This window comes from Cognatiyoonia sp. IB215182 (assembly GCF_033963905.1).
Lineage (GTDB): Bacteria > Pseudomonadota > Alphaproteobacteria > Rhodobacterales > Rhodobacteraceae > Yoonia.
In genome coordinates this window covers 14,657-37,772 of record NZ_JAXBMB010000015.1, presented here as the reverse complement: position 1 = coordinate 37,772, position 23,116 = coordinate 14,657, and the positions used below count along the sequence as shown (strand labels likewise).

Sequence of the window (23,116 nt, the reverse complement as noted above, 5' to 3'; positions counted from 1 at the left end):
AGGTATTGGTGATGTGGGGCAAGATATGAAGGTGTAGAATGAACCCTGTCGATCCAAATAGCATACCGCCGGTCTTTGGGCCCACATCCATTCCCACCGACATCCCAGAGACAAGGACGAACGCGCCACTTTCAACAACGCAACAAGGCATTTCGAGTGCTACCCCAACGGCAGGAAACACAAGCGGCCTATTGCAGAATTTCATTCTGCCCAAAACAACCCTTGATGCGCTTGGCTTACTGAAGCCAAGCAATCAGGGCGATAGTGAGGTTCTGGTCGCGCAAGCTTTTCTGACCGCTGAACGACTTGTGGATGAGAGTGACAGCGCACAAGCGACGGCCCTAAGCGCCGCGGCAGCGCTGCAGGTCAGCATTCTTGCTGCGTTTCAAGATCGACTCGCCGCGCTCCAGGATGCAAATGCCGCTGCACGTGAACAGATTGCGTCGAATAACGAGGCGCTTGCCACGCTCAGCGATCAGATCGAGGAATCGGCAGAAGAGATTGATGTGCTGCAAGAAAGGCAGCAAGACCTGCGCGAACAGATCAACGAACTGGAAGAGATCGAACCGCAAACCGATGTGATCGCAGCCCAGATTGCAAGCCTTCGGGAACAGCTGCGCGTTGTGACAGCCGAAATTGGTCAGTTGAATGATGCTTTGGATGCGTTGGAGGAGCAGCAAGGCCAGCTCCGCGCGGAAAACACACAACTGACTGCCGAGATCGAAGCGCGCGAAGACGCGATTGCAGCACAGAACGCGCTTGTGACATTCATCACGGCCACGTTGGAACGGCTGATCGCGGCCAGCGATGGCGTCAATATCGCGGTGGATGAGACGCAGGATCAGACAACGGCCGAGACAAATGACGTCATCCTCGAGGACATTCTGCCCAGTATGCAAGAAATCTTTGAACTCGATCTCGAAGATCTCGGGCTGGAAACTGTCATCGACGATACCCGTATCGGAGACCGTGAGATCGAAGAGGCCATCGCGCTGAGTTTTGGCCTTGTCGGCAGCTTCTTTGAATCGCTCGGTGTCTTCTTTCAGCAATCCAGTCTTGTACAGCTTGATCTGGATTCCACCGCCTTCGGCAACAACAAAAGCCAACGACTGCAGATCCCTGTCTAGGCGCGCTCGGGTCGATCCAGAGAGAGAGTAAAAATGGTGACGAAAGAACAGGCAGATATTGCGCTGGCTGCATTTGCCAAGAAGGTGGGGATCGCACGCCTCGCATTCGATCACAGCGGAACCGCTTTGGTCGCTTTTGGTGACCAGCAAGAGCTGATCATTTACCATTCCGCTCAGTCTGGCCAAATAGAGGTCTGGTCACCGCTACAAGAATTCATGCTGGCCGGCACGCCCGATGCTGATGACGCGCTGATGCGACATCTTCTGGAAAAGAACTTTCCGTCCTCTGCCCTCGACGGTGCGTATTTCGCAATTGATGGTGAGATTGGCGTCGTCTTGCTTGGTGCGCAAATTGCGCTGGATGGTCAGGATATCACTGCGTTTGCCGACAAGGTGACGGCCTTTGCAGAACAGGTGCTGGCGATCAGTGCGACACTGACAAAAGACGTCGCCGACGCGCGTGCCGCCCGCAACTCCCTGGCCGCGGCCGATACGTCCACACCAATCATAAAGGCGTAGTCAATCATGGGAAACACACCAATCGGGAACGGACCAACGACAAGTCACATCGGTATGGGGCGGGTTGGAGACACCAATGATGGCAATGCGCTGCAATTTCACGCGCCAGACAAGGGGAGCACCACAACCGAGCTTCTGCGTGGCAAGATCGGGCAATTGCGGATGGCGATCTCTGACAGCACAACGCAAAGCCTGGGGCCTAATTTTCGTGAGTTACTGTCGCCACAACCGTTGACGCAAAAACTGGTCGAACTGCTTCACAGGCATGCGTGACTGCGCCCGCGTGATGGCATGATATGCCAACCGTCACCCCATGATCCCATCACTTTGATGTCCTGCTGACCAACGACGACTGACACACAGATTGTCTCTGCTTGCAGGTCATCAAGCTGCCCCTTGGTAATGTGGTCTCGTTTTTTCTTCAGCGCAAAATGAATGAGCGCGGTGAAAAACACCGCGCTCGCATCACTCAGCAGTTTCGTTTGTCAGCCGTTGTTTGTCTCTCTGTCGTGTAGCTTCTTGGCAAGCGCCATCTGTTCATTTTTCGTCATCGATTTGCCTTCAGCGGTGTTGAAGTAGTGTTCAAGCCTCACTTCCAGCGAGGCATAGGCATCATCCAACTCGTTCCAACCGTCGGCATCATCATCGGGAAACGGTGCCGTCTTCATGTCCGCCTTTCTTGCCTCCACAGCGTCTTTTGCGCGTCCCTTGCGCACCGAGGCTGACGCCATCAGGCTATCATATGCGGTCCAACCTGTTTCTTCTTCCCAGGCTGCGACGAAGCCTTTGTCGCCGTCTTTGACCTCTTCCGTGTCCTGTTTGTTGTCCACGTGCCGCGACCCCATCATCATTTCGAGCGCTTCGACATTCTTGGCAAATGCGGCATTGCTGTCCACGGACAGCCTTGGCTGGCTATTTCGCACTCCAAAATCATCATGCGCAGAACCAGACAACCCATCATCTAACGAAAGCGGCTTCTCAGTTGGCGTTGTTGGCAGCTTTGCCATCTCCAGCTTGTCTTTTTCGATCATCCGGTTGAGCATCACACCGGCTTCGAGCGGCTTATACCCAGCCGCGACATGCTTTTCGATGATCTGAAAGACAACGTCTTCGGCGTCCTGACGGGTCAACCTGGCATCTTTTGACTGCATATGGCTTACGCACAATTCGAAGTTTGGGATGTAGTCCTTGTATCGCCGTGACGCGGTATTCACTTCGGGCTGAGTGTCACGCAGTTCTTGAAGAGTTGCGCGCTCTGCCTGATCCGAGGAACGGCGAAATTCGTTGAAATTCGACGCTTTCAAAGACTTAAGATCAGAAGACAGTGACTTCTTTGGTGGTGGCGACGGTGCGCGCTCGTTCGCTTCGAAGATCCTATCTCCTAACTTGCCTTTTTGCTCCTGGAATATATCACTATTCCGCTGGTCCATTTCGAGTGTTGACACAGTAGGAAATCCCATTCTGCTTCCTGCACCTGCTGATGGATCGCTCATGGTCATGTTCCTTTCTTTTTCCAATAAAGGAGTCATACCGGTGGCCATGGCACGCGATGTTCCATTTAGCACAGGGTTGTCGCGGAAATCGTTGCAAAATGCGTTGAAAACGCAGCATAATATGCGTTGTTATCGACAAAGGATACGTGGCTATTGCTGCTTAAAGCTGAACCCTTTTTGCCCTGATTCCTGCTTTGTCTTCTCCACACGGTGATCGCCCATTTCCATGTCGATCACCCCATGGTCCAGCGGCCCGTGATAAAGGCTCGCCTTGTTGCGCGACACCCAGATCAGGATTTCCGCGACCACATCGAACAGCTCATCGGGCACATATTCGTCAACATCGGTGTCGGCAAACAAAGCCCGGGTCAGGGGCACGTTCCGGAAGATAGGAACGCCGCCAGCCTCGGCCTGGGCCCGTAGATGATGGGCATAAAGGTTGCGCCCTTTTGCAACGACGATGGGCAGCGGATGAACGGCGGCATCATACTTGATCGCGACCGCGAAATGCGTGGGGTTGATGACAAGAGCCGTCGATTTCTTCGCCCGCTCTGCCCCATCGCTCATCACCAGTTCCTGCGCCAATTGCTTGCGCTGGCCCTTGATGATCGGGTCGCCTTCGCTTTCCTTAAATTCTCGTTTTACTTCCTCTTTCGTCATCATCAGGCTTTTGGTGTGCTGTTTGCGCTGAAAGATGAAATCGAGGACGGCGACAATCACAAAGGCCAGCGCGGACCACAGCAGCGTTTGCGCCATGATCTGGCCGGACACCTCAACTATGCACGACATCCCGCAAGGTACAGAGTTCATGTAAGGCCCGAGCGCGTCGCGGACGACAAGGAACAACAGGACCGACAAAAACACGATCTTGAGGATCGATTTAAAGACTTCAAACAATTGCTTGAGCGAGAATATCCGCCCGAACCCCTTGATCAGGCTGATATTTTCGAGCTTCATCTTGACGTTTTCGCCGGCAAAGATCGTGCCAAACTGCAGATAGTTCGCAAAGATGTCGGCCACGATGACAATGCCCAGAAGCGGCAGCAGAATCCGCACGCTTTCTTCAAAAAGAATGGACACGCCAAGGAAAGCGGCTGTCTGAAAATCAACATCGTAAAGCGTCACGATCTGGTCCATTGCGGCCACCAGACGGTTAAAGTTCAGATCCCAGGTCAGCCAAAGATAGGCAATTGCCGACATCAGCGAGACGGTTGTGACAACTTCCTGACTGCGGGCCACCTGCCCTTTCTGGCGGGCGTCACGCTCTTTTTTTGGGGTTGGCTGCTCGGTCTTTTCGCCGGTTTGGTTGTTACTCATGGCGCAGCCCCTTCCCGGACCGTCCGACCGATCTCCAAGATGTCATAAAGCTGCACGGTCCAGACATCAAAGAACGAAGCCTGGTCCGTCGCATAAGGAAAAAGCAGGCTGCAATAGAACACAAGGATCGCAATCGCGACCCCGCTTTTGATGGGCATCGCTAGGATGAAAACCTGGATTTGCGGGGCAAAGCGGCTGACCATGGCAAGCGCGAATTCGGACAGGAACATGATCGCGACAACAGGTGCGGCCAGAACAAACATCGCGCGCATCGCATGATCGAAGATGCCCAGGATAAGTACCGGGAAATCCGGCGACAGAATGGGCAATGCTTCGGTGACGGGCCACAAGGCGTAACTGGTGTAAAGCAGGTTCAGGATGACCAGCATCCCACCGATTGAGAAAAAGTAGGTCGTAAAGGCCTGTGAAAAAAGGATACCCAAGGGCGATGTTTCGGTCCCTTGCAGCGGATCGATACTCGCCGCGATTGCCGCACCCCGTTGGTTATCGATCAGGTCACCAACGGCTGTGATCATCCAGAAGATCCAGCCCACCATATAGCCAAAGACAAAGCCAATCGCGAATTCCTTGGCAAAGAAATAGGCGATGGTGCCCAAGGTGCGATCAATACCATCTGCATTTGCGAGGTTCACCGGAACAATCGGCAGGCACATGATCAAGATGGCGGCATTGCGCGCCATGCGTGGCACGACTCCGGGGCTGAGGATCGGGGCAGTTGTCAGAAACCCGTAGATTCGCGGGATCGAGATCAGCAGCGCCAGCAGGTAGATCTCAAACTGCTGATAGAGGCCGATCAGGATGTCCATCGGACTAGCGCGTCAGCTCTGGGAAGGTCGTGAACAATGTCATCGTGAATTGCAGCATTTCGGCCCCCAGGAAACCGGCCGTCGCGGCAATTGTGATGGCAACCGCCAGCAGCTTGATCGCAAAGGGCAGCGTTTGTTCCTGCACTTGGGTCAGGGCCTGTAAAAGGCTGACCACAACACCCACGACAGAAGCGACGATAATCGTCGGCATCGACAGGATCATGACCAAAAGCATCGCTTCAGTCAGCGCATGCAGGGCGTCACTTGGTGACATGGCATATCCTTTCACACATAGGTCTGCACCAATCCAAGGATCAGCCGCGACCACCCATCAACCATCACGAAAAGAAACAGCTTGAACGGCAGCGAGATCGTCAGAGGTGAAACCATCATCATGCCCATGGCCAAGAGGATGTTCGAGACGATCAGGTCAATGGCAACAAATGGCAGATACAAGAGAAATCCGATCTCGAACGCTTCGCGCAATTGCGAGATCGTGAAAGCGGGCAGAAGGATGACAAGCGAGTTTTCGTCCACCCGCTCCTGCATCTCCTGTGGCCAAAGCTCTTGCGTGGCACCAAGGAAAAAGTTGCGCTCCAAATCATCGGCATGGCGATCCAGAAACTCCACCAATGGCCCCCTGCCCGCGTTGAATGCTTCCTGGAACCCGGCGACATTGCTGAAATCAAAACTCCCGGCGATCATGATGTCGTAGGTGGCAACGGCCACTGGCGCCATGATGTAGCCGGTCAGAATGATGGCCAGCGCATTGATGGCCATATTGGGTGGAATTTGCTGCACACCCAACGCGTTACGCACCAACATCAGCACGACGGCGATCTTGATGAAAGACGTGGCGACCACCGCAAGGAACGGCACAATCGCCGCCCCTGCCAGAACAAGGATAAGATTAAGCGGATCCATCGCCTTGGCCCATCACCCGCTTTGCGCCAAAAGGCGGTTGATGCGCACGGCGATCCGGTCATCGATCTGCACGATGTCGCCTGTCGCTATGGGCTGGCCACCCGCCCGCATCGTCACCTGCAAACCGCCTTTGGTCAGCTGATCGGGCAGCGGCACAACGGCCCCGGTTTGCAGGCTTTCCAGCTCGGCCAGGGTCATTTGCGCCTGCCCGCATTCAAAGGTTACCAAGGTCGAAACCAGCGCGGACATCTCGGGCAATGTCTCTTCGGGGGTTGCAGTCTCTGTGGGCTCAAGCGGGTCTGTCGAAGTCTCTTCCATGGCGGGCTGATGTCCTACATCTTGGGCAGGGCGGATTGCGGTGCAAAGCCACCCTGCCTCGGCTGTTTCAAAGTGAAAAATGCGATCCTTGCAACGCAGGGCCAGATCGTCCTGTGCAGCCTGTTCCAGCACGACAAAGTCGCCAACCTCCAGCGTTTGCACCTCGGCTAGGGCCAATGTGGCAGACCCCAGGAAACGCTGTACCGGAACATCCAGCGTCTCGCGCAGGCTGGTCAGGACTGACCTGGAATGGTGCAAGCGGCCCTGCAGATACGCGCAGATATCAGTCGCGGTGGCGGCAATTGACACGAAGATTGTCGCCGCCAATCCATCAATCGCCGCGGCAAACCATTTCAGATCACCCCGCTCCAGCAGGGCCTGCGTCTCGGCACCGTCAACAATGTTGCCATAGCGCAGATCGCCCACGCTTTCGGATGGGAGCGCATTGAGAATGAACTCCGCTGAGCCTGCCTGTAGTGACGCGGCCAAGACAGGGGGAAGGTCGTCAGCAGTCGCGAGATCAAAATCGATGCCCAGAAGGTCGGCACATGGAAATGCGTCGATATGCGCATAAAGCATCCGCCCATCCGCATTTTGGAACGCGTGAAGCGGCCCGGTCAGGTGCGGGGCTGCAATCGGGCTCAGGCGCAAACTCAGACCAGACGCGCCCAAGGCAATAGGTGCCTCCATATGGCTGATCGCCATATTCCAAAGCGGCAAATCCTGCGGGTCAATGCCACCATTCGGGGGGATCCACGATTGCACTGTCATGGGTCTCGGTCAGACAAGAAAAGATCCGAGATGCGGGGCTGCGGCTTCATCTCGCCCTGCGCAGCAGCGTCGACCCCATCGACTTCCCCATCCACTTTTTCCGATATCTTGATCGTCTTTGCGGGGTACCGGCTTTGCAAAATCTGGGCGAGGTTCAGGGCCGCCTGCTTGATATCGTGCATCGCCTGATCGGCGCTGCGGGTCAGCGTAACGGCAAGCACACCGTCGTTCATGACGACCTGCACCTCTTTCAGACCGGTTGTCGCATCAAGCGGGATGGCCAAGGAGACGGGATACTGCGTCACCACCGGGCCAGAGCGCAGGGCCGCATCCATCTGACGCGACATCAGTTTGGCGATCTCATCAACCTTGACGTCTTGCATGACGCTCTGCGCCGGTTGCAGCGTTGGCTCCGCCTTGCTGACAGCCTTGTCCGGCGACAGCGTGATCAGGACTTGCGCCATGTCGTCCTGGCCTTCCTTGTCAGGTGTATCGTCCGCCGTATCGTCGGGCTGATGGTGGTCTTTTGGCATCTCCAGAAGCTGTTCAAACGCATTTTGGCTGACCATCACGGATGAATTGGACCGTAATTGACCCCCCGCACTATGCTGCTGGGTCTCACGCTGATGACGGGTCGTGCCGCTGTTGAGGAACTCGCCAGCCTTCGTCTCAATCTGTTTGTCCTTGGGTGGCACCACGGGGGGCTGCTGTGGCTGGCCATTCACTGTGGTCATGTGACGATCCCCCGTCCCTTTGTGAACAAATCCTCAATCTCGGCGTCTTCCTGCGCCTCGATGGCGCGGGCCTGCTCCGCCGCGTATTCTGCCTGGATCGTCACGAACTTCTCGGTGTCGCGCTGTGCTATTTGGTACTGCGCGCGGGCTTCATCACGCTCTTGTTCGCGCCGCAGGCGGATCTGAGTCAGACGCTCCGCCTCATCCTCCAGTTTTTGATGGTCTTCCTGTGCCTTCAGAACCTTCGCCTTGGTCTCATCAATGTCACCGACCGAGACAGTGATGCGCATGATCGCATCATAAAGCGCCGCCTCTTTGCCGGGCAGGGCGTCGCGGCTTTCGGTAACGATCCGACGCTGCGTCGCTTCTTCTTTTGCTGCAGCTTCAGCGGCTGCTCGTTTGGCCCGCAGGGCGCGCAGCCGGTTCTGCTCATGCAGTTCCTTGACCCGGCAGAGTGTATCGATTTGCAGGGTCATGCTGCCACCTGCAGCAATTTGGCGACCACATCGTCAAAGTCGTCGAATTCATCAGTGCGCTGGCGCAAAAACGCATTGATGTCCGCGTTTTTATCGATGGCCCTGTCAGATTGTGGGTCGGACCCGCGTGTATATTCGCCGATCTTCACCAGAAGTTCGACATCCTGATACGCGGCCAAAAGCGCGTTGACCTCGCCCGCCGCATCCTTTTGCGCATCACCCGCGACGATGTTCATCACCCGGCTTTTCGAAGTGAGAATGTCAATCGCCGGATAATGATGGGCGCTGGCCAATTTGCGTGACAGCACGATATGTCCATCGAGGATTGACCGGGTTTCATCAGCCACCGGCTCGTTCATGTCGTCGCCCTCGACGAGGACGGTGTACATCGCGGTAATTGAGCCCTTGTCGTTCATGCCCACCCGCTCCATCAGTTTTGGCAGATTGGCAAAGACCGAAGGCGGGAAGCCGCGCCGCGTGGGTGGCTCGCCAGCAGCGAGGCCGATTTCACGCTGCGCGCGGGCAAAGCGGGTCACCGAATCCATCAAAAAGAGGACCTTCTTCCCCTGATCGCGAAAGTACTCGGCGATGGAGGTCGCAACGAAGGCTGCTTTTGCCCGCTCCATCGCGCTTTTGTCCGACGTCGCGACGACCACGACGGTGTTCTTCATCCCCTCAGGTCCAAGATCATGTTCGATGAATTCGCGGACTTCGCGCCCACGTTCACCAATCAGGGCAAGTACGGTGATATCGACAGCCGCGCCTTTGACGAGCATCGACAGCAGGGTTGATTTCCCGCCGCCCGCCGCGGCGAAGATCCCCATGCGTTGCCCTTCGCCAACCGTCAGCAGACCATCAATTGCGCGCACGCCAGTCGGAAGTGGCGTCGCGATGATCTGGCGTGTCATGGGGTCGGGCGGGTCCTGATAGACGGGGTATGTCGTCTCGGCCACAAAGGGGGTGTCGAGACCATCGATGAAGTTGCCCAGACCGTCCAGAACGCGACCGCGCAACCCTTCTCCAACAGGCACACGTTGCACCCGGCCGGTTGGGTAGACTTCGGTCTTGGGGGCCACACCGTGGGTTTCGCCAATGGGGGACAGCAAGGCCTCATTATCCAGAAAACCGACAACCTCGGCCAGAAGGCGTGTGTTCGTCTCGCGTGTGAAAAGTTCGACAATTTCGCCAACCTGCACGTCTCTGACAACGGCATGAATGATGGTACCAATCACCTTGGTGACCCGACCGCTCATTGGGTAAAGGTCATGCCCCGCAACGGCTTCGCGCAAAGTCCCGCTCAGGCCGCCAATCCGGTCCCGGATCCGGTTCAGGCGCGCGGCTGCGACATCCGCGAGGCTTTCTGAGCGTGCCAGATTACTCATCGGCCGCCCCTGCGGAGAATTTGGGCGCGCCACTACGGTCAGTCACCGCCTGAGTGAGAGAGGCGGCCAGATCATCCAGCTTGTCATCAAGGTTGCAGTCAATCCGCCCGATGGCGGTTTCGAGAACGATGTTGGGTGGCGTCAGCGCAGGGTCTTCGACGACCTCCATGAATTCGATCTGCGGAAACGCGGCAATGAAACTATCGATACGGGCCTTCATCTCATCCGTCAGCGCGTCGGGTACGTGAACCTGAACACGCTTCTCGCGTCTGACCTTGCTAAGCCCGCTATGGACCAGGGCCTCTGCAAGCGCGACATCGCTGAAGTCGTGAATGATCTTGCGGACAGCGGCGAGCACTAGCCGCGCAAGGCTGTGCTCTATCTCGGCAAGGGAGGCATCCAGCGTTGCCCGTTCCTGTAGTAGACGTTCCAGCGCCGCGACTTTGGCAGCATCCTGCCCTTCGGAAAACCCGCGCTGCCGCTCGCTTTCGAAATGCGCTTTGGCGTCTTCGATAATCTGCGCGGCCTTTGTCTTGGCGCTGGTCACAATGTCATGCGCCGCGCCAAGTTCATCGGCTTTGGGTGCCTTGATGACGCCACCACCCTGCGGCAGTCGGAAGCCAAGCTCATGGAAGTTGTAAACATCCATCACGCGCCCACCCCGTCTGATCCCTTGCTGGCCAATAACCGCGCGCATGTCTTCAGCTGGGCAGGTTCCAGCGCGATGGGCTCCGCCAAATAGGCCTTTGGCAGGCGCCATGCGAAGACCTGCGCAAGGCCTGCATCGATGCTGGCAATGTAGCTGTGCATCATCGCGGCACCGGCTTCCAAAACGGCTGGCATTTCTGCATCGTCAGCGACTGGCAGTCTGGCCGCGTTGTCTGCGATATTCGCATAAAAGAAAGGCGCCTCACGCAATGCGGTATTACAGGCGGCATCGCCCAACACCGACCGCACCCGCTGCCTGTCGGCTTTCAACACGCAATTGCGAATGGCGAGTTGCAGCCGGACAGCGGTGAATTGGCGCAAGAGCGCCTCGATGACGTTGTATGGTGCGGTCAGGAGCCTCAACGCTGGCCGCATCATTTCATCTCGCGACATACGCTTGATCGTGTTCTCTTGCAGTTGCAGCCCGGCAGTGCCGATGCTTTGGGCAATTGTCGCGTTCAAGCGCGCGGCAAATTCGGGGACCTGACAGAACTGCGCCAATTGCGCCTGCGGCAACCCACGCGTGACCGGCGCAAGATGGTCGGGATGAAAAAACCGGACCGGTGTCGCAAGAACGGCGGCGAGTGCCACAGTCGGCGACAGGGTGTCGTTGGCCGCTCTCATTCCGCCACCGCCGACTGGTCTTGCAGTGCCAGCTCTGCCTCTTTGCTGGCCTTGCGTGCCTTGGCAAAACCGAAAAGCGTGAAGATGTTCGTCAGCGCCAACAACACCAGCAATGCGGCGGCTCCGCCAACGCCCCATCTGAACATCTGCGCATCCGCCGCACGAATGCCCAGTCCGGGCACAATCTCAACCACTGGCGGCGCTGCTTCGGGCCGCGCTGTCACGGTTGGACGCTCAGCCTCGACCAACAGCACGGTCACATCATCATAGGTCACGCCTTCGATTGAGCTGCTGACCAGCCGCCGGATCTGCGGTGTCGCAAAATCAAGGTCCACACCCACGCGGTGCTTGATAAAGACCGCCGCAGAAGACGGGGTCAGTTGCTCACCGAAATCCGGCTCATCCGGCAGCACGATATGAACACGCGCGGTGAGTACGCCGTCGATCTCGCTTAGCGTGCGCGAGACCTCTTCGCCCAATGCGTAGACAAAGCGGACACGCTCTTCAAAAGGCGAGGACATGATACCGTTTCGTTCAAAAACGGTGCCCATGGATTCGCGGCTTTCCCTGGGAAAACCATTCTGCTTGAGTATATCGATAGCACGCGGAAGATCAGCCTCTTCCACCTGCAGCGTCACGCCTGCATCACCCAGATACTCTTTCGTCGCTTCGATGTTGTTGGACATCAAAACGGCCAGCATCTCGTTCGCTTCGCGTTCGGAAAGGTTGCGATAAAGGTCAGTCTTGCAAGCTGACAAAAGACAAAAACAAAGAATAAGAAAAATGCGCCACATATGAAGAAATCTCCAAATCGCGGACCGCGTCACTGGCCCTTCATCAACGTATCGAAGGTCATCGTTGACTTACCGGCCAGTTTGGATGTGACATCCATCAGCATGGAGTATTTGACGACCTCTAGCTGCAGGTTGATCAGCTCCGAACTGTTCAAAAGCCTCGTACCGCCCGGATCGGTTGGAGAGATGCCGGTGATGGCCTGCTCTTGTGCATCAAACACACCACGCAAGCGCGACAGACCGTCGATAATGCCCTGTCCGGTCCCAGGCTCGGCCACCGCCGCTTCAGTCGCAGGTGGCGTTCCAAACCCTGCCGTGATGTCGATCCGCGTGCCGTTGGTGGCCTCAAACGCTTGCGCCGCACCTTGGTTGGCGGTGTCTGTCTGCGCCGGTGTAGCCTGCGCCAAAAAGAACGATTCCGGCTGCGGGCGCATGTCCACGGACTGAACGCCCGAGACGTTGTCCGGGCCGACAAAAGCGACGGGTTGCGGCTGCATCGTCTCTGCACGCGTCATCGCATCTTCAAATCGCTGCAGGGATGGGCTCTTGACCGCACCGGGATTGGCAAGATCGGTTGCGCCGCTTTGAAAGCCGGGGCTGATCGTGTTGGGCAGTGATGTGGTGGAAATCGACATGTCTGTCTCCCAAAAGCCGAAGATGTCAGCCTGCGTTAGCCGTGTGCTGCGGTTGCACTGACCGATGCCAGCGTTTCAGAAGCGATCCGCGCGAAGGGCGTATCGGCGCTTTCGTTGATCACGGATTGCAGGACCTGTCGGCCTGTCTGAATGTCCGATGATTGCACCAGGGCGATACCCAGGAACGTGTTGACCGCGTCGCTTTGCGGCGCCTCTTTCAGGGTTTCGACAGCAGCTGCCGGATTGCCCTTGAGGATATCGACCATGCTCAGGCCCAGATATCCTGCCTCACCTTCCGGGCGCAGCGCCTTGACGGCGTCGAAAATCGCCACTGCATGGTCCTGCAGGCCGCGCGAGGCCGCAATGAACCCAATATCGGTCAGTGTTCTAAGCTCTTCCTGATTCAAAATATCTGCCATCATACTTGTCCTGCTCAATCCATGTGCAGCGCTGCGTTGACGACCGCTTTGGCCTTTCTTGCGCGCTTCAATGCACTCGACCTAGCAAGCATCCCGGGGCGCAAGTGTACAATTTAATACACTTCCAACGTCCCCGATCTTTTAGGCAGACACTGCGCGCCAAAGCCCCGAAAGGCGCCCAGTGATTAAGTCATTCGATTGCAGGACAGCTATATTATGATCAAATTTCTAAACATGCTTTCAAAGCGAAACGATGTGGCGCTGGCCTTCCTGCTGATCTGCATCGTTTTCATGATGATCCTGCCGCTGCCGACATTTGTGGTCGACATCCTGATTGCGGTAAATCTTTGCTTGGCGGCGATTTTGCTGATGGTGGCTGTCTATATCTCGGACGTGGTCCGGTTTTCGGCCTTTCCATCGATCCTGCTTCTGACAACGCTGTTCCGCCTCGCTTTGTCGATCACGACGACAAGGCTGATCCTGCTGCAGGGCGATGCGGGCGAGATTATCGATACGTTCGGCAACTTTGTTGTCTCGGGCAATCTGGTTGTCGGTGCGGTCATCTTTTTGATCCTGACCATCGTTAACTTCCTTGTGATCACCAAAGGCTCCGAACGGGTCGCCGAAGTTTCGGCGCGCTTCTCGCTCGACTCCATGCCGGGCAAGCAGATGTCGATCGATTCCGACATGCGCGCAGGCATGATCGAAATAGACGAGGCGAAGAAGCGGCGCGGCAAACTGGAAAAGGAAAGCCAGCTTTACGGTGCGATGGATGGCGCCATGAAGTTTGTCAAAGGTGACGCGATTGCCGGCCTGATCATCATCGCCGTCAATATCATCGGCGGCGTTATGATCGGCACCTATCAGCGCGGCATGACAACGACCGAGGCGCTGGATGTCTATGCGATCCTGACGATTGGTGACGGTCTGGTGGCACAGATCCCGGCTCTTTTCATCTCGATCACCGCTGGTTTTATCGTCACCCGCGTCGCCTCCGAGGAAAACGAGGATCTCGGCAGCGACATGGCAAGCCAAATCGTGAGCGAACCCAAGGCCCTGATGATCGCGTCGGGCATCCTTGTCGGTTTCGCCATCGTGCCCGGCTTTCCCACCGTGATCTTTCTGGTTCTCGCCGTCATGTGCGCGGGCATCGGTTATCTGATGATGAAACGGAAGGCTGAGTCGTCCGGCTCCGCAGCCGGGGGCGGCGAACTGCCATCCTTTGCCCCGGCGATCCGGCCACATAACACGCCCCCGTCCTTTCCTGATGAAGGCGACAGCTTCGAAAAGGTTGAACCCGTCACATTCGCGCTAACGGTCCCGTTGATCGTTGATATCGCCTCTACCGTACGTGCAGCGATCCGGCCCGAAAAGCTCGATAACGAAGTCGCGCGGGTCAGGCGCGCGCTCTATTTCGACCTTGGTGTGCCGTTCCCGGGCATCAATCTGCGGTTGAACGATAACCTCAAGGACGGCGAATACCGGATCATGGTCAACGAGATCCCGGTCGCCTCGGGTCAGGCGCGCCCCGGCTTTGTCATCGTGCGCGAGACCGAGGCGAACCTGAAGATGTTCAACATCCCTTATGAAATCGGCGAGGAATTCTTGCCAAATACCCCCAGTTATTGGGTCGCAATGAAGCATTATCGCATGGTCGAAAGGGCTGGCATCCAAGTGATGACGCTGTCGTCCATGCTCACCTATCACCTGGCGCATGTTCTCAAAAACAACGCGGCAGAGTTCATCGGCATCCAGGAAACGATGTATCTGATGAACCAGATGGAAAAGAACTATGGCGAGTTGGTGCGCGAAGCCACCCGCGCCTTGCCGATCACGACGATCACCGATGTGCTGCAGCGTCTTGTCAGCGAAGAAATCTCGATCCGCGACATGCGCACAATCCTTGAGGCTTTGGTGGAATGGGGCCAACGCGAAAAAGACCCGATCATGCTGAACGAACATGTACGCAGTGCCCTGTCGCGTTATGTCACCTTCAAGTTTTCTGGCGGGCAGAACATTATTCCAGCCTATCTGTTGTCAAAGGAAATCGAGGACGAGGTGCGCGGCGCGGTTCGCCAGACAAGCGGTGCCTCGTATCTGGCGCTGTCGCCCGATGTCCATCGCCAGATCATCGCGGCGCTGAAAGAGGCGACGGGCACGCTATCGCCGCATGCCAATATGCCGGTCCTGCTTGCCCCGATGGATATCCGCCGCTTCATGCGCAAGGTGGTCGAACGGGACTTTCCCAACATGGCGGTCCTGTCATTCCAAGAGCTGTCGGCAGATGCGAACATCCAGCCGCTTGAGCGCATCAAGATGGGTGCCACCGCATCGAGCGAGCTGCTCTCCGCATCCTGAACAGGCCTGAAAACAAAAGCAAAAACCCTCCGATCAGCCGTTTGTAAATAAATCGGAAAAAAGTTGCTCCTGTACAGAATAGTACACCTGGTTGACGCGTAGTCACATAGAACGACGCGTATTTGCGCAGCAGAAAGGATGCACCAACCAATGGATAATTCGGTCACCGCTCAGCCGCTTTCGCCCACCATCATCGATGGTCAGGCGACATCGCAAGACACAGTCGTTCCGCTGGACAACACCAATGCGAACGCGCTGACATCAAGCGATGCCAAGGCACGGCAATTTGCAGACATGTTGAACCAGCAACAGCAAATCACCGAACTTGGCATAAAGTACGAAACTTCTGTTTTCGATGCGGCGCAGGATGTTCAGATCAGCGCAGCTTACTCAGAACCCGCCAAGCTGGCCAAACTGTAACGGAGAGGGGTTCAAGCGGTCGTGGGTAAGCATATGATCAACTGGTCTGAGGAGTTCGCCGATTTACCGCCCCCGGTGAAGGACTCAATTGTTCAGAAGTCCGTTGTTCGGACATTCTCGCACAACAGTATCATCTACTTCCAGGAAGACGAAGCGACCAGCTTTCATTTTGTGGTGTCCGGACATGTCCGCCTATCCTACCTAATGGAGGATGGCACCGCGATCCTTTACACGATCGTTCCACCCGGCCACAGTTTTGGCGAATTGGGGGTGCTGGATCAGGGTCAATATCCCGATACAGCATCCGCAATTGGGACGACAAAAATTCTGTCGGTGAAGGCCGATCTGAATGGCAGCGCGCACAATTACTCCAATGAATTGGAAATTGCGTTGGGTCGTTTAATCGCGAAGCGCTACCGCACTTACATTGACGTCACCAAAGGTCTCTACCTCAAAACATTGCAGGCACGGTTGGCGCAATCGCTTCTCCGGCTCGTCGACAATCTTGGCGAACGGGCCTGCTACCAAGGCCGCGACGTGGCTTGCCTGGGCCCCGCCGTTAATCAAAGCGACCTTGGATCGATGGCGCGCGGCACGCGCGGCAATATCAACCGAACGCTGAAAGGTTGGGAGCTGAAGAACTGGATCGCGATCGAGAACCGCAAAATTCTGATCCTCGATCGGCAGTCAATTCTGAACCTGACATATGACGAATAGGATCAAAACGATGATGACCGAAGATTTGAATTTCCGCATGACCGATCTTGAAGAACAGCTTGCTGCGCCAGACGGTGCGCTGGTTCAGGCGGTAACGCTGTCCGCGCTCGCCGCGGCAGGTGAACGTATTTCCAGCCAAATTGCCGCTGGCCTGCCGCCCGCTGAATATGAGCTAGCCAAGAAAGCCTATGAAGGTCTGGCCGCCGCGCATGAGATTATTTCCGTATTTCCAACCGGAAAACACGACCAACAAGCAACCTCAGAAAGGACTTAACAATGCCAACTATCTCAGACTCCGCAGGTATCTCTCCATCTGCCGGCAATCCGGCTTTTGGAGACGGTGTTAACGTCAATCGTGACGGCTTCGACCTGATATTCCGCCAGAACCAGCTACAAGGCCAAATGGCAGCAATCGAAGAAGACATTCGTGAAATCGAACAGAATACGAACCTGTCCGACACCGAAAAGATGTTTTCAATGCAGATGGCAATGAACGCCTGGTCGGCCATTACGAACCTACGGTCAAACATGCTCAAAAACGTATCCGACTCGCTGAAGACTATCGCGCGCAACGTCGCCTAACTTAGTCGGCCACCGCCGGTCGGGATGGTGGCGAAAGCGTGACAACCGCCATTTCACGAAGGTCTGTGGGCCTTTCATTCGCATGCGCGCAGCCCAACGCCGCACTATCAGAGATGAGTAAAGATCATGGTCGATGAAAACGCCTATGTCTTAAAGGTCCTTACGGGTGCACAGGCCGGGGCCGAAGTCTCAATTGCCGAGGCGGAATACGTTCTTGGCTCTGGCCCTGATGACGATCTGAATTTTGTGGATCTCAGCCTGAAACCCGGTCATGCGCGTCTGCAGCTGGAAAATGGGCTAATCAAGATCGCAGGTGGTGCTGGCACCGTGAAAACACGGTCTGGCAAAAACATCCTTGCCGGAGATGAGACCTGGCAAGAGATCGACGCGCTCGACATCATCACGATTGGCACCACTTCCTTTGCCATTGGCTTGCCTTCGGCAGACTGGTCGTCGATTGAAAACCTCGGCCCCGCGCAGGACAGCACCAAAGCCTCCAATCCACCCCCGATTGTCACCCAACCCCGTTGGGGCCTCAAACAATATGCGACCGCGTTCGCAATCATTGGCGCGGTTGTCTTGGCCGCAATGTGGGTGGCCAATCAGCCCGCCGGTGCGGGTGGCACGGTCCAGGTGGTGGATGACCGACCTGATCTTGAGATTGTGAATGCCGCTTTCAGTCAGTTTCCATTCGCCGCCAATATCGCCGTCAGCCAGGAAGTTGACGGCGTGATCGAGGCGAACGGGTATGTCGACACACCCGCCGAAAGGCGTGCGTTGCGCAACGCCATCGATGAAACGGGCATACCGGTCCGGTTTCGCATCTGGTCACGCGCCATCATCGAAAATGAAGTACAGGCCATTGTGGAAAATCAGCAGATCCCGGTGCAGTTTTCGGTTGGTTCAGACGGGGTGCTGACCCTTCGCGGCGATGTATTGGATCAAACGCGCGTGGACCGGCTTGTCGCAACGCTTTCCGAAAGCGTGGCGGGCGTGGCAGAGATGGATGTTCAGGTCCAGACGGCCAACACCTACCTGACGCAGATCCGTGCCCTTCTTGGCCGGTCTGAGCTGCAGGATACCGTGATCATTCGCCTTGACGGCACCTTGATCGAGGCGAATGGCATCGTTGTCGCTGACAAGGTCGACAACTGGGTCGGCTTCATCCAGTCCTATGCGCGCCGCTACGCAGATCGGATCGCACTGCGGTCTTTTGTGCAATTGGTCGATGAAAATGGTGAGGTACTCGCCAATCCGGTTTCAGCACAGCCCGGCCTGCCGGTGATCATCGGATCGGTCGAGGCGTTGCAGCAGGGACCACTTGCTGGCCCCGCATTTTCCCCTTTGTTCCAAGAGCTTGAGGCCAACACGTCCTCTCTGCCGTCAAATGCTTTGCTGAACAATGCGCTCAACAATCGATCAAATACAGCCCCGGCCCGAGAGGGTGGTGACAGTGATACAACCGACGGTGCTATCGGGCAGGCCAACGACGTGGGTTTGATCCTCGACCTCAACCGGCTGAAAGAAGGGTCTTTCGGGGCACAAGACGTCTTTGAAGGTTTCAACGAAACCGCACTCGCCAGCGCCAACACAGCCGAGGAAGTTGTATCAAACGTCGCAGCCACGGCGTCAGATGCAGCCAATGCGCCAGAGGCCTTGACCGTGCAAAACGCCGTGATATTGCCGCAATTCCTCAACCACGCATCGCGCCCCGAAAGCATCCGTGGCACCCGTGTTCTCTACAATATGACCAAGGCGGTCCTGTCAGAAGAGACCGGCGTCGCCGCACCTCCGAATTACATCACCGAATTGGCCCAGCTGGGCAATGTCGATGCCACATTGGCGCAAATGACCTATCTGTGGGAGCCGTTTCTGGGCAGTCAGGATGCACAAGATGCGTATTTGCAGATGCTCGTCACACCGGCGACCGATTTTACCGAGTGCTGGGACAATTCAATCACAACCGTTGGCAATCTGCCTATCAGCCTCTTCTGGCTCGATTATCTGAGCGTGACCGATGACGTCGATATCAGCGCTATCCATATCGATGCACAGGTTCTGCTGCTTGAGGCCGCTTTGAACCCCACGCGCTTGACCGCCTGTGCTGCGCGTCTGAGCGAACGCCACAATATCAACCTCGCCGCCTTATCGCTCTATCTGCAAGAGATTTCGCTGAACCCGGAATTCATTCGCTACATGGTCAGGCGCGTGGAGGCTTATCCGCTTGCGCTTTCTGGCGTCAATCTGGGCTTTCAGAACCGTTATGTGCAATTAGCGAACGGTAATCGGCTGAACGAAGGCGAAGCACCCGTACCAAGCAGCCTTTTGTTGAATGTGGGCGAGTTGGGTGTTCTAGTTAAGGAACGCGATCAGCTGTCTGTGACAATCTACGATTCATCTCTGCACTGGAAATCAGGAGGGTAGCGTGATGCATTTACAAGACCAGACAGTACGCTGCTTGACCTCCAAAAAACGCGACAGAAAAGACCAACCCAAAGTGACAGGAGCACGGTAATGGGTATACGCACCATGATTTTGCTGAGCGTGGTATTCGCCGTTACAGCCTGCACGACCCTCGATGACAAACGCACGTCACGGCTTGACCGGGATGCAATCCCCGATCTGGAAACCGGTAGCGATGACACGCGTGGCCTTGCCATCAATACGCTTTTCGTCAATCGCAGCGGGGTGACCGGGCTGCAGGAAGACACATTCCTGACGCTTGAAAATGTCGAAGACCTGGACCCGGCCTTTCGCACCGAGCAGGCACAAAATATTCAAGAACTCAACGGTGCCGGGGCTGATCCGTTTAACCCGAACCAGCGGGTCGAGATCCGGTTTGAAGAGGACCCGCTGACCCTTGTGGTCGATCAACTATTGGGCGGGCTGCTTTCGGCCAATTATATCGCGGCAACACCGCTGATTGGCACCGTCAACTTCGAAACCCGTGCGCCTGTGCTACGGTCTGAAATCCCTACAATCCTGCGCGATATTCTGGGCGCACAGGGATATGTGATGAAACTGATCAACGGCGTCTATCAGATTGGCACGCCGGAAACGATTGAACAGCTGGAATTGAACGCCGCTGTCGGGGCCAGTTCGGAATTCGAAAACCGTGTGATCCGCGTGGGTCGCGGCAATCTGGAAGACATCACCAACGTTGTCTCTCAAATCTTGCCACTCGGAGCTTCGGTAACGCCGGTGCCCAATGAAGGGACATTGATCGTCAGCGCCAGCGCCGCCGATATCAGTGCCGTGGTCAATCTGGTGAACACACTTGTCGACACCGGCGCAACACAGGATCTGGTGACCATCGTCACCTTGGAACGCAGCGCGCCTGAATCCGTGGCGGCAGCGCTCTTGTCCTATTACGAGCAGCGCAACACACCGCGGTCCCGCATTCCCATCGTGATCCCGCTTGAGAACCAGCAATCGCTTTTGCTTGGCGCGCGCGACGCAGGCACCATGAACAATGCACGCCAATTGGTACGGGGGCTCGACCGCGATCTGCGCGACACAGCGTCTTTGCGGATCATTCCTTTGACCCATCTGCCTGCCGCTGAAATCTCAGCTCAACTGAACGAAATCTATGGATTGGCGGCACCGAATGTAAATCTCGACCAACCGCAAGGGCGTGATGTGGACACATCCGTTCTGGTGCCCGCCAATATCAGATCCGAAAACGCCGCAGAAGACGCCCCGCCCGAGGCTGAATTTGCACGCGCCGCCAGTGCCTCACCCGCCGGCGTCTCAATTGTGCCGGACAGCCGCAACAACGCACTCCTTGTCTACGCGACGTTTGACCAATTCAAACGTATTCGCGAAGTGGTCAACGCCCTCGATCTGCCACTGGCGCAAGTGGTGATCGAAGCGACGATTGTCGAGGTGACTTTGAACAACAACCTCAGCTTTGGCGTGCAAGCGTTTTTGAACCGAAACAACACGATTGTACGCTCTGCAAGAACGCAGGCGCCAACGGATCCCGGAACCGCCGGATTTTTCGGTCAGTTTACGTCGATTGGCGGCTCTTCGGTCGATGTCGTTCTGGAGGCGCTTGAAAGCGTGACCGATGTCCAGATCATTTCATCACCCTACCTGACCGTCCTTGACGGCAGCTCTGCGCGACTTTCCATCGGTGACGAAGTGCCGTTTTTGACAAGTTCAACCGATGCCGAAAGTGATGGAACAACCACCACGACAAACGAAATCGAAATCCGGGAAACGGGCGTTATCCTTGAGGTCACGCCAAGTATCGGCGCTGACAACGCCGTCATCCTGAACATCGTGCAAGAGGTCAGCTCTGTCGCGCCGGCCGGAGAAGAGGCGAACGAACTGACACCCGTCATCAGACAGCGGCTCATCACGTCCGAGATCGTCGTGCAATCAGGCAGGACGGCACTTTTAGGTGGTCTGATCCAGGACAGTCAAACCGATGTTGTAACGGGTGTTCCGGTTGTCAGCGATATCCCGGTTGTTGGCGAGCTTTTCAAGCAAACCCGGAACGATATCGCCCGGACCGAGCTTTTGGTGATGATCACCCCCCGGGTTGTGCGCAAACCCTCGCAGCTGGACAACATCACCCGTCAATTGCGCGAGGGACTGCGGCGTTAGTCAAGTCGGACAAGGCAGATGCTCATCGTGTCGCAGCGCTAGGCGAATGTGACGGGTTCTGACAGATAAAGGGCGGCGTGTAGGGCCGCCCTTTCGTCTCACTTGTCCACGAATTTTAGCGGACTACTCGGCTAATCCTTTCCGGCTTTCGCGGCATTTCTCTCGGAACACGGGTCAAGTCCCCTTAGAATTGCTTATGCCCGCCCAAGTCCAGCGACTCTGATTCAGAAAATGTCGCTCTCTGCACCATCTCTAGTGTTTACAGAAAGCGGAGCGGTTGGATCAGAAGGCCGCAAGGGCCCTGCACCACTCCACTCGGCTTCAATTCTATCCATCATTTCTTGACTGACATTAGCTTCAAAAACATCCTCTTCGTTTAGCATTTTGAGCATGTCACCTTCGTTGTACAAAATGATCTGAGTAAAAGCGCGGAGGAACGCATCAGGGTTTTCGCGAGCCTCATCAATCGAAAAGACGAAGCCCTTTTTCGTTTCGTCAATCTCTGGGACACCGGGCCCAGTGTCAGGCATTTCCGAGCCTGGGTGGAATTGCAGTGTCCAACCGGCCTTATGGTAGTTCTCAAGCTTTGCCATTAGCGTGGGCGACAGCGCAATTTTGTTTGCGATCTCACGGGGAAGCTTGGTGTCCGTCGAGGTCATCGCGTCCAGTGTCTGCACATTTCTGTCAAATGGGCTCAACAGCTGACCTTCAACGCCAATATCCGCATCAAAGACACCCGCAAACCGTGACTCGTCCACAACCGATTTATTGCTGGTCCCCCCGAAACGAGGCGGGAGTTTGTCTTGTACATAGCCAACAAACTTGCCAAGCCCGCTCGCCAAATTGTTGGGCTGTTTTACGAAGAAATCTGCAACCTCCTTCATGCGCGATCTATTCGCCGATTCAGGTGCACGACCAGTATCAGCTTCAAACTGATGGCCGCCGATGGTTCCGTCATCGTTGCCGCCACCAGCTTGGTTAGGTTCACCAATGTGCAACAAGGATAAGTCGGCTGATCCCATAGAATCTATGCGCGATGCCATCTCGTTCTCCCAGAACTAATAATTATCCCGATCGTAGCGAGACCGCCGAACTATGTTGTGTTGAATAATACTCTCGACCGCGCTGGTGCGGCTCGAAGATGAGGGCATGTTGTCTATTCTTTTCGAGGAAGATCTGGCCGTCACGTTTGACATGGACTATGCGATGTTTCAGGTGACCTACCAGTTGAAGTCGAAAAGATCGCACTTCCCGACAAAACCTATACGAAGTCGGTCACCAATCGCGGCAATGCAATGATCGCACTGATCGACGAGACCTCTCAGGTGGAATCCGAGCGGACCGTGGTTGAGGTCAAGCT

General features: G+C 56.0%; 25 protein-coding genes. 10 read left to right on the top strand and 15 right to left on the bottom strand.

Features of this window, described 5'->3' with window-relative positions; genetic code table 11:
* Nucleotides 1-38 precede the first annotated feature (38 nt).
* The 3 genes from SLH47_RS22500 to SLH47_RS22490 are packed head-to-tail and all read left to right on the top strand — an operon-like array spanning nt 39 to nt 1,919.
* Nucleotides 39-1,127, top strand: a complete 1,089-nt coding sequence (locus tag SLH47_RS22500) for a hypothetical protein (protein ID WP_320242874.1) — start codon at nt 39-41, stop codon at nt 1,125-1,127.
* A gap of 33 nt (nt 1,128-1,160) precedes the next feature.
* Nucleotides 1,161-1,646, top strand: a complete 486-nt coding sequence (locus SLH47_RS22495; RefSeq protein WP_320242872.1) for a type III secretion system chaperone — start codon at nt 1,161-1,163, stop codon at nt 1,644-1,646.
* 6 nt (nt 1,647-1,652) lie between these two features.
* Entirely contained in the window at nt 1,653-1,919 is a 267-nt protein-coding gene (locus SLH47_RS22490; protein WP_320242870.1) for a hypothetical protein, read from the top strand.
* Nucleotides 1,920-2,131: 212 nt separating this feature from the next.
* On the opposite strand, the gene SLH47_RS22485 is transcribed toward SLH47_RS22490, so the two are convergent.
* From SLH47_RS22485 to SLH47_RS22420, 14 genes are all read right to left on the bottom strand, one after another.
* Entirely contained in the window at nt 2,132-3,187 is a 1,056-nt protein-coding gene (locus SLH47_RS22485) for a hypothetical protein (RefSeq protein WP_320242869.1), read from the bottom strand.
* Nucleotides 3,188-3,289: 102 nt separating this feature from the next.
* Complete coding sequence (sctU, locus tag SLH47_RS22480) at nt 3,290-4,456, bottom strand: type III secretion system export apparatus subunit SctU (RefSeq protein WP_320242867.1); 1,167 nt, start codon at nt 4,454-4,456, stop codon at nt 3,290-3,292.
* Nucleotides 4,453-5,283: a type III secretion system export apparatus subunit SctT gene (sctT, locus tag SLH47_RS22475; RefSeq protein WP_320242864.1), complete on the bottom strand. Its 831-nt coding sequence runs from the start codon at nt 5,281-5,283 to the stop codon at nt 4,453-4,455. Before sctT ends, sctU begins: the two co-directional genes overlap by 4 nt.
* Nucleotides 5,284-5,287: 4 nt before the next feature.
* A complete protein-coding gene (gene sctS, locus SLH47_RS22470; protein ID WP_320242862.1) occupies nt 5,288-5,557 on the bottom strand; it encodes a type III secretion system export apparatus subunit SctS in 270 nt (89 codons plus the stop codon).
* A gap of 11 nt (nt 5,558-5,568) precedes the next feature.
* Entirely contained in the window at nt 5,569-6,207 is a 639-nt protein-coding gene (gene sctR / locus SLH47_RS22465) for a type III secretion system export apparatus subunit SctR (protein ID WP_320242860.1), read from the bottom strand.
* Between the two features lie 12 nt (nt 6,208-6,219).
* Nucleotides 6,220-7,296 carry a FliM/FliN family flagellar motor switch protein gene (locus SLH47_RS22460; protein WP_320242859.1) on the bottom strand — a complete coding sequence of 359 codons (1,077 nt, stop codon included), beginning with the start codon at nt 7,294-7,296 and terminating at the stop codon, nt 6,220-6,222.
* Entirely contained in the window at nt 7,293-8,030 is a 738-nt protein-coding gene (locus tag SLH47_RS22455) for a hypothetical protein (protein WP_320242858.1), read from the bottom strand. Before SLH47_RS22455 ends, SLH47_RS22460 begins: the two co-directional genes overlap by 4 nt.
* Entirely contained in the window at nt 8,027-8,506 is a 480-nt protein-coding gene (gene sctO / locus SLH47_RS22450; protein ID WP_320242857.1) for a type III secretion system stalk subunit SctO, read from the bottom strand. Before sctO ends, SLH47_RS22455 begins: the two co-directional genes overlap by 4 nt.
* On the bottom strand, nt 8,503-9,888 hold the full coding sequence (sctN, locus tag SLH47_RS22445) for a type III secretion system ATPase SctN (RefSeq protein ID WP_320242856.1): 1,386 nt from the start codon (nt 9,886-9,888) through the stop codon (nt 8,503-8,505). Before sctN ends, sctO begins: the two co-directional genes overlap by 4 nt.
* The gene (gene sctL, locus SLH47_RS22440) at nt 9,881-10,537 is read right to left on the bottom strand and encodes a type III secretion system stator protein SctL (RefSeq protein WP_320242854.1); all 657 of its coding nucleotides are present in this window, start codon (nt 10,535-10,537) and stop codon (nt 9,881-9,883) included. Before sctL ends, sctN begins: the two co-directional genes overlap by 8 nt.
* Nucleotides 10,537-11,220 (bottom strand): SctK family type III secretion system sorting platform protein, encoded by a 684-nt coding sequence (locus tag SLH47_RS22435; RefSeq protein WP_320242853.1) that lies wholly within the window; start codon nt 11,218-11,220, stop codon nt 10,537-10,539. The genes sctL and SLH47_RS22435 overlap by 1 nt, the downstream gene beginning before the upstream one ends.
* Nucleotides 11,217-12,014 (bottom strand): type III secretion system inner membrane ring lipoprotein SctJ, encoded by a 798-nt coding sequence (sctJ, locus tag SLH47_RS22430; RefSeq protein WP_320242851.1) that lies wholly within the window; start codon nt 12,012-12,014, stop codon nt 11,217-11,219. Before sctJ ends, SLH47_RS22435 begins: the two co-directional genes overlap by 4 nt.
* 29 nt (nt 12,015-12,043) lie before the next feature.
* Complete coding sequence (locus SLH47_RS22425) at nt 12,044-12,649, bottom strand: hypothetical protein (protein WP_320242849.1); 606 nt, start codon at nt 12,647-12,649, stop codon at nt 12,044-12,046.
* A gap of 35 nt (nt 12,650-12,684) precedes the next feature.
* Nucleotides 12,685-13,068, bottom strand: a complete 384-nt coding sequence (locus SLH47_RS22420) for a hypothetical protein (protein ID WP_320242848.1) — start codon at nt 13,066-13,068, stop codon at nt 12,685-12,687.
* A gap of 234 nt (nt 13,069-13,302) precedes the next feature.
* Here SLH47_RS22420 and sctV point away from each other — a divergent pair, with 234 nt between their 5' ends.
* The 7 genes from sctV (at nt 13,303) to SLH47_RS22385 (ending at nt 21,756) form a co-directional block, all read left to right on the top strand.
* On the top strand, nt 13,303-15,426 hold the full coding sequence (sctV, locus tag SLH47_RS22415; RefSeq protein ID WP_320242847.1) for a type III secretion system export apparatus subunit SctV: 2,124 nt from the start codon (nt 13,303-13,305) through the stop codon (nt 15,424-15,426).
* A 150-nt stretch (nt 15,427-15,576) separates the two neighbouring features.
* The gene (locus tag SLH47_RS22410) at nt 15,577-15,846 is read left to right on the top strand and encodes a hypothetical protein (protein WP_320242845.1); all 270 of its coding nucleotides are present in this window, start codon (nt 15,577-15,579) and stop codon (nt 15,844-15,846) included.
* Between the two features lie 21 nt (nt 15,847-15,867).
* The gene (locus SLH47_RS22405) at nt 15,868-16,563 is read left to right on the top strand and encodes a Crp/Fnr family transcriptional regulator (protein WP_320242843.1); all 696 of its coding nucleotides are present in this window, start codon (nt 15,868-15,870) and stop codon (nt 16,561-16,563) included.
* A 10-nt stretch (nt 16,564-16,573) separates the two neighbouring features.
* Nucleotides 16,574-16,837 (top strand): EscE/YscE/SsaE family type III secretion system needle protein co-chaperone, encoded by a 264-nt coding sequence (locus SLH47_RS22400; RefSeq protein ID WP_320242841.1) that lies wholly within the window; start codon nt 16,574-16,576, stop codon nt 16,835-16,837.
* Between the two features lie 2 nt (nt 16,838-16,839).
* On the top strand, nt 16,840-17,145 hold the full coding sequence (locus SLH47_RS22395; RefSeq protein WP_320242839.1) for an EscF/YscF/HrpA family type III secretion system needle major subunit: 306 nt from the start codon (nt 16,840-16,842) through the stop codon (nt 17,143-17,145).
* A 126-nt stretch (nt 17,146-17,271) separates the two neighbouring features.
* Nucleotides 17,272-19,569: an FHA domain-containing protein gene (locus SLH47_RS22390; RefSeq protein ID WP_320242837.1), complete on the top strand. Its 2,298-nt coding sequence runs from the start codon at nt 17,272-17,274 to the stop codon at nt 19,567-19,569.
* Between the two features lie 90 nt (nt 19,570-19,659).
* On the top strand, nt 19,660-21,756 hold the full coding sequence (locus SLH47_RS22385) for a type II secretion system protein GspD (RefSeq protein WP_320242836.1): 2,097 nt from the start codon (nt 19,660-19,662) through the stop codon (nt 21,754-21,756).
* 224 nt (nt 21,757-21,980) lie between these two features.
* Here SLH47_RS22385 and SLH47_RS22380 read toward each other — a convergent pair whose 3' ends face one another.
* Entirely contained in the window at nt 21,981-22,799 is an 819-nt protein-coding gene (locus SLH47_RS22380) for a hypothetical protein (RefSeq protein WP_320242835.1), read from the bottom strand.
* Between the last annotated feature and the right edge of the window lie 317 nt (nt 22,800-23,116).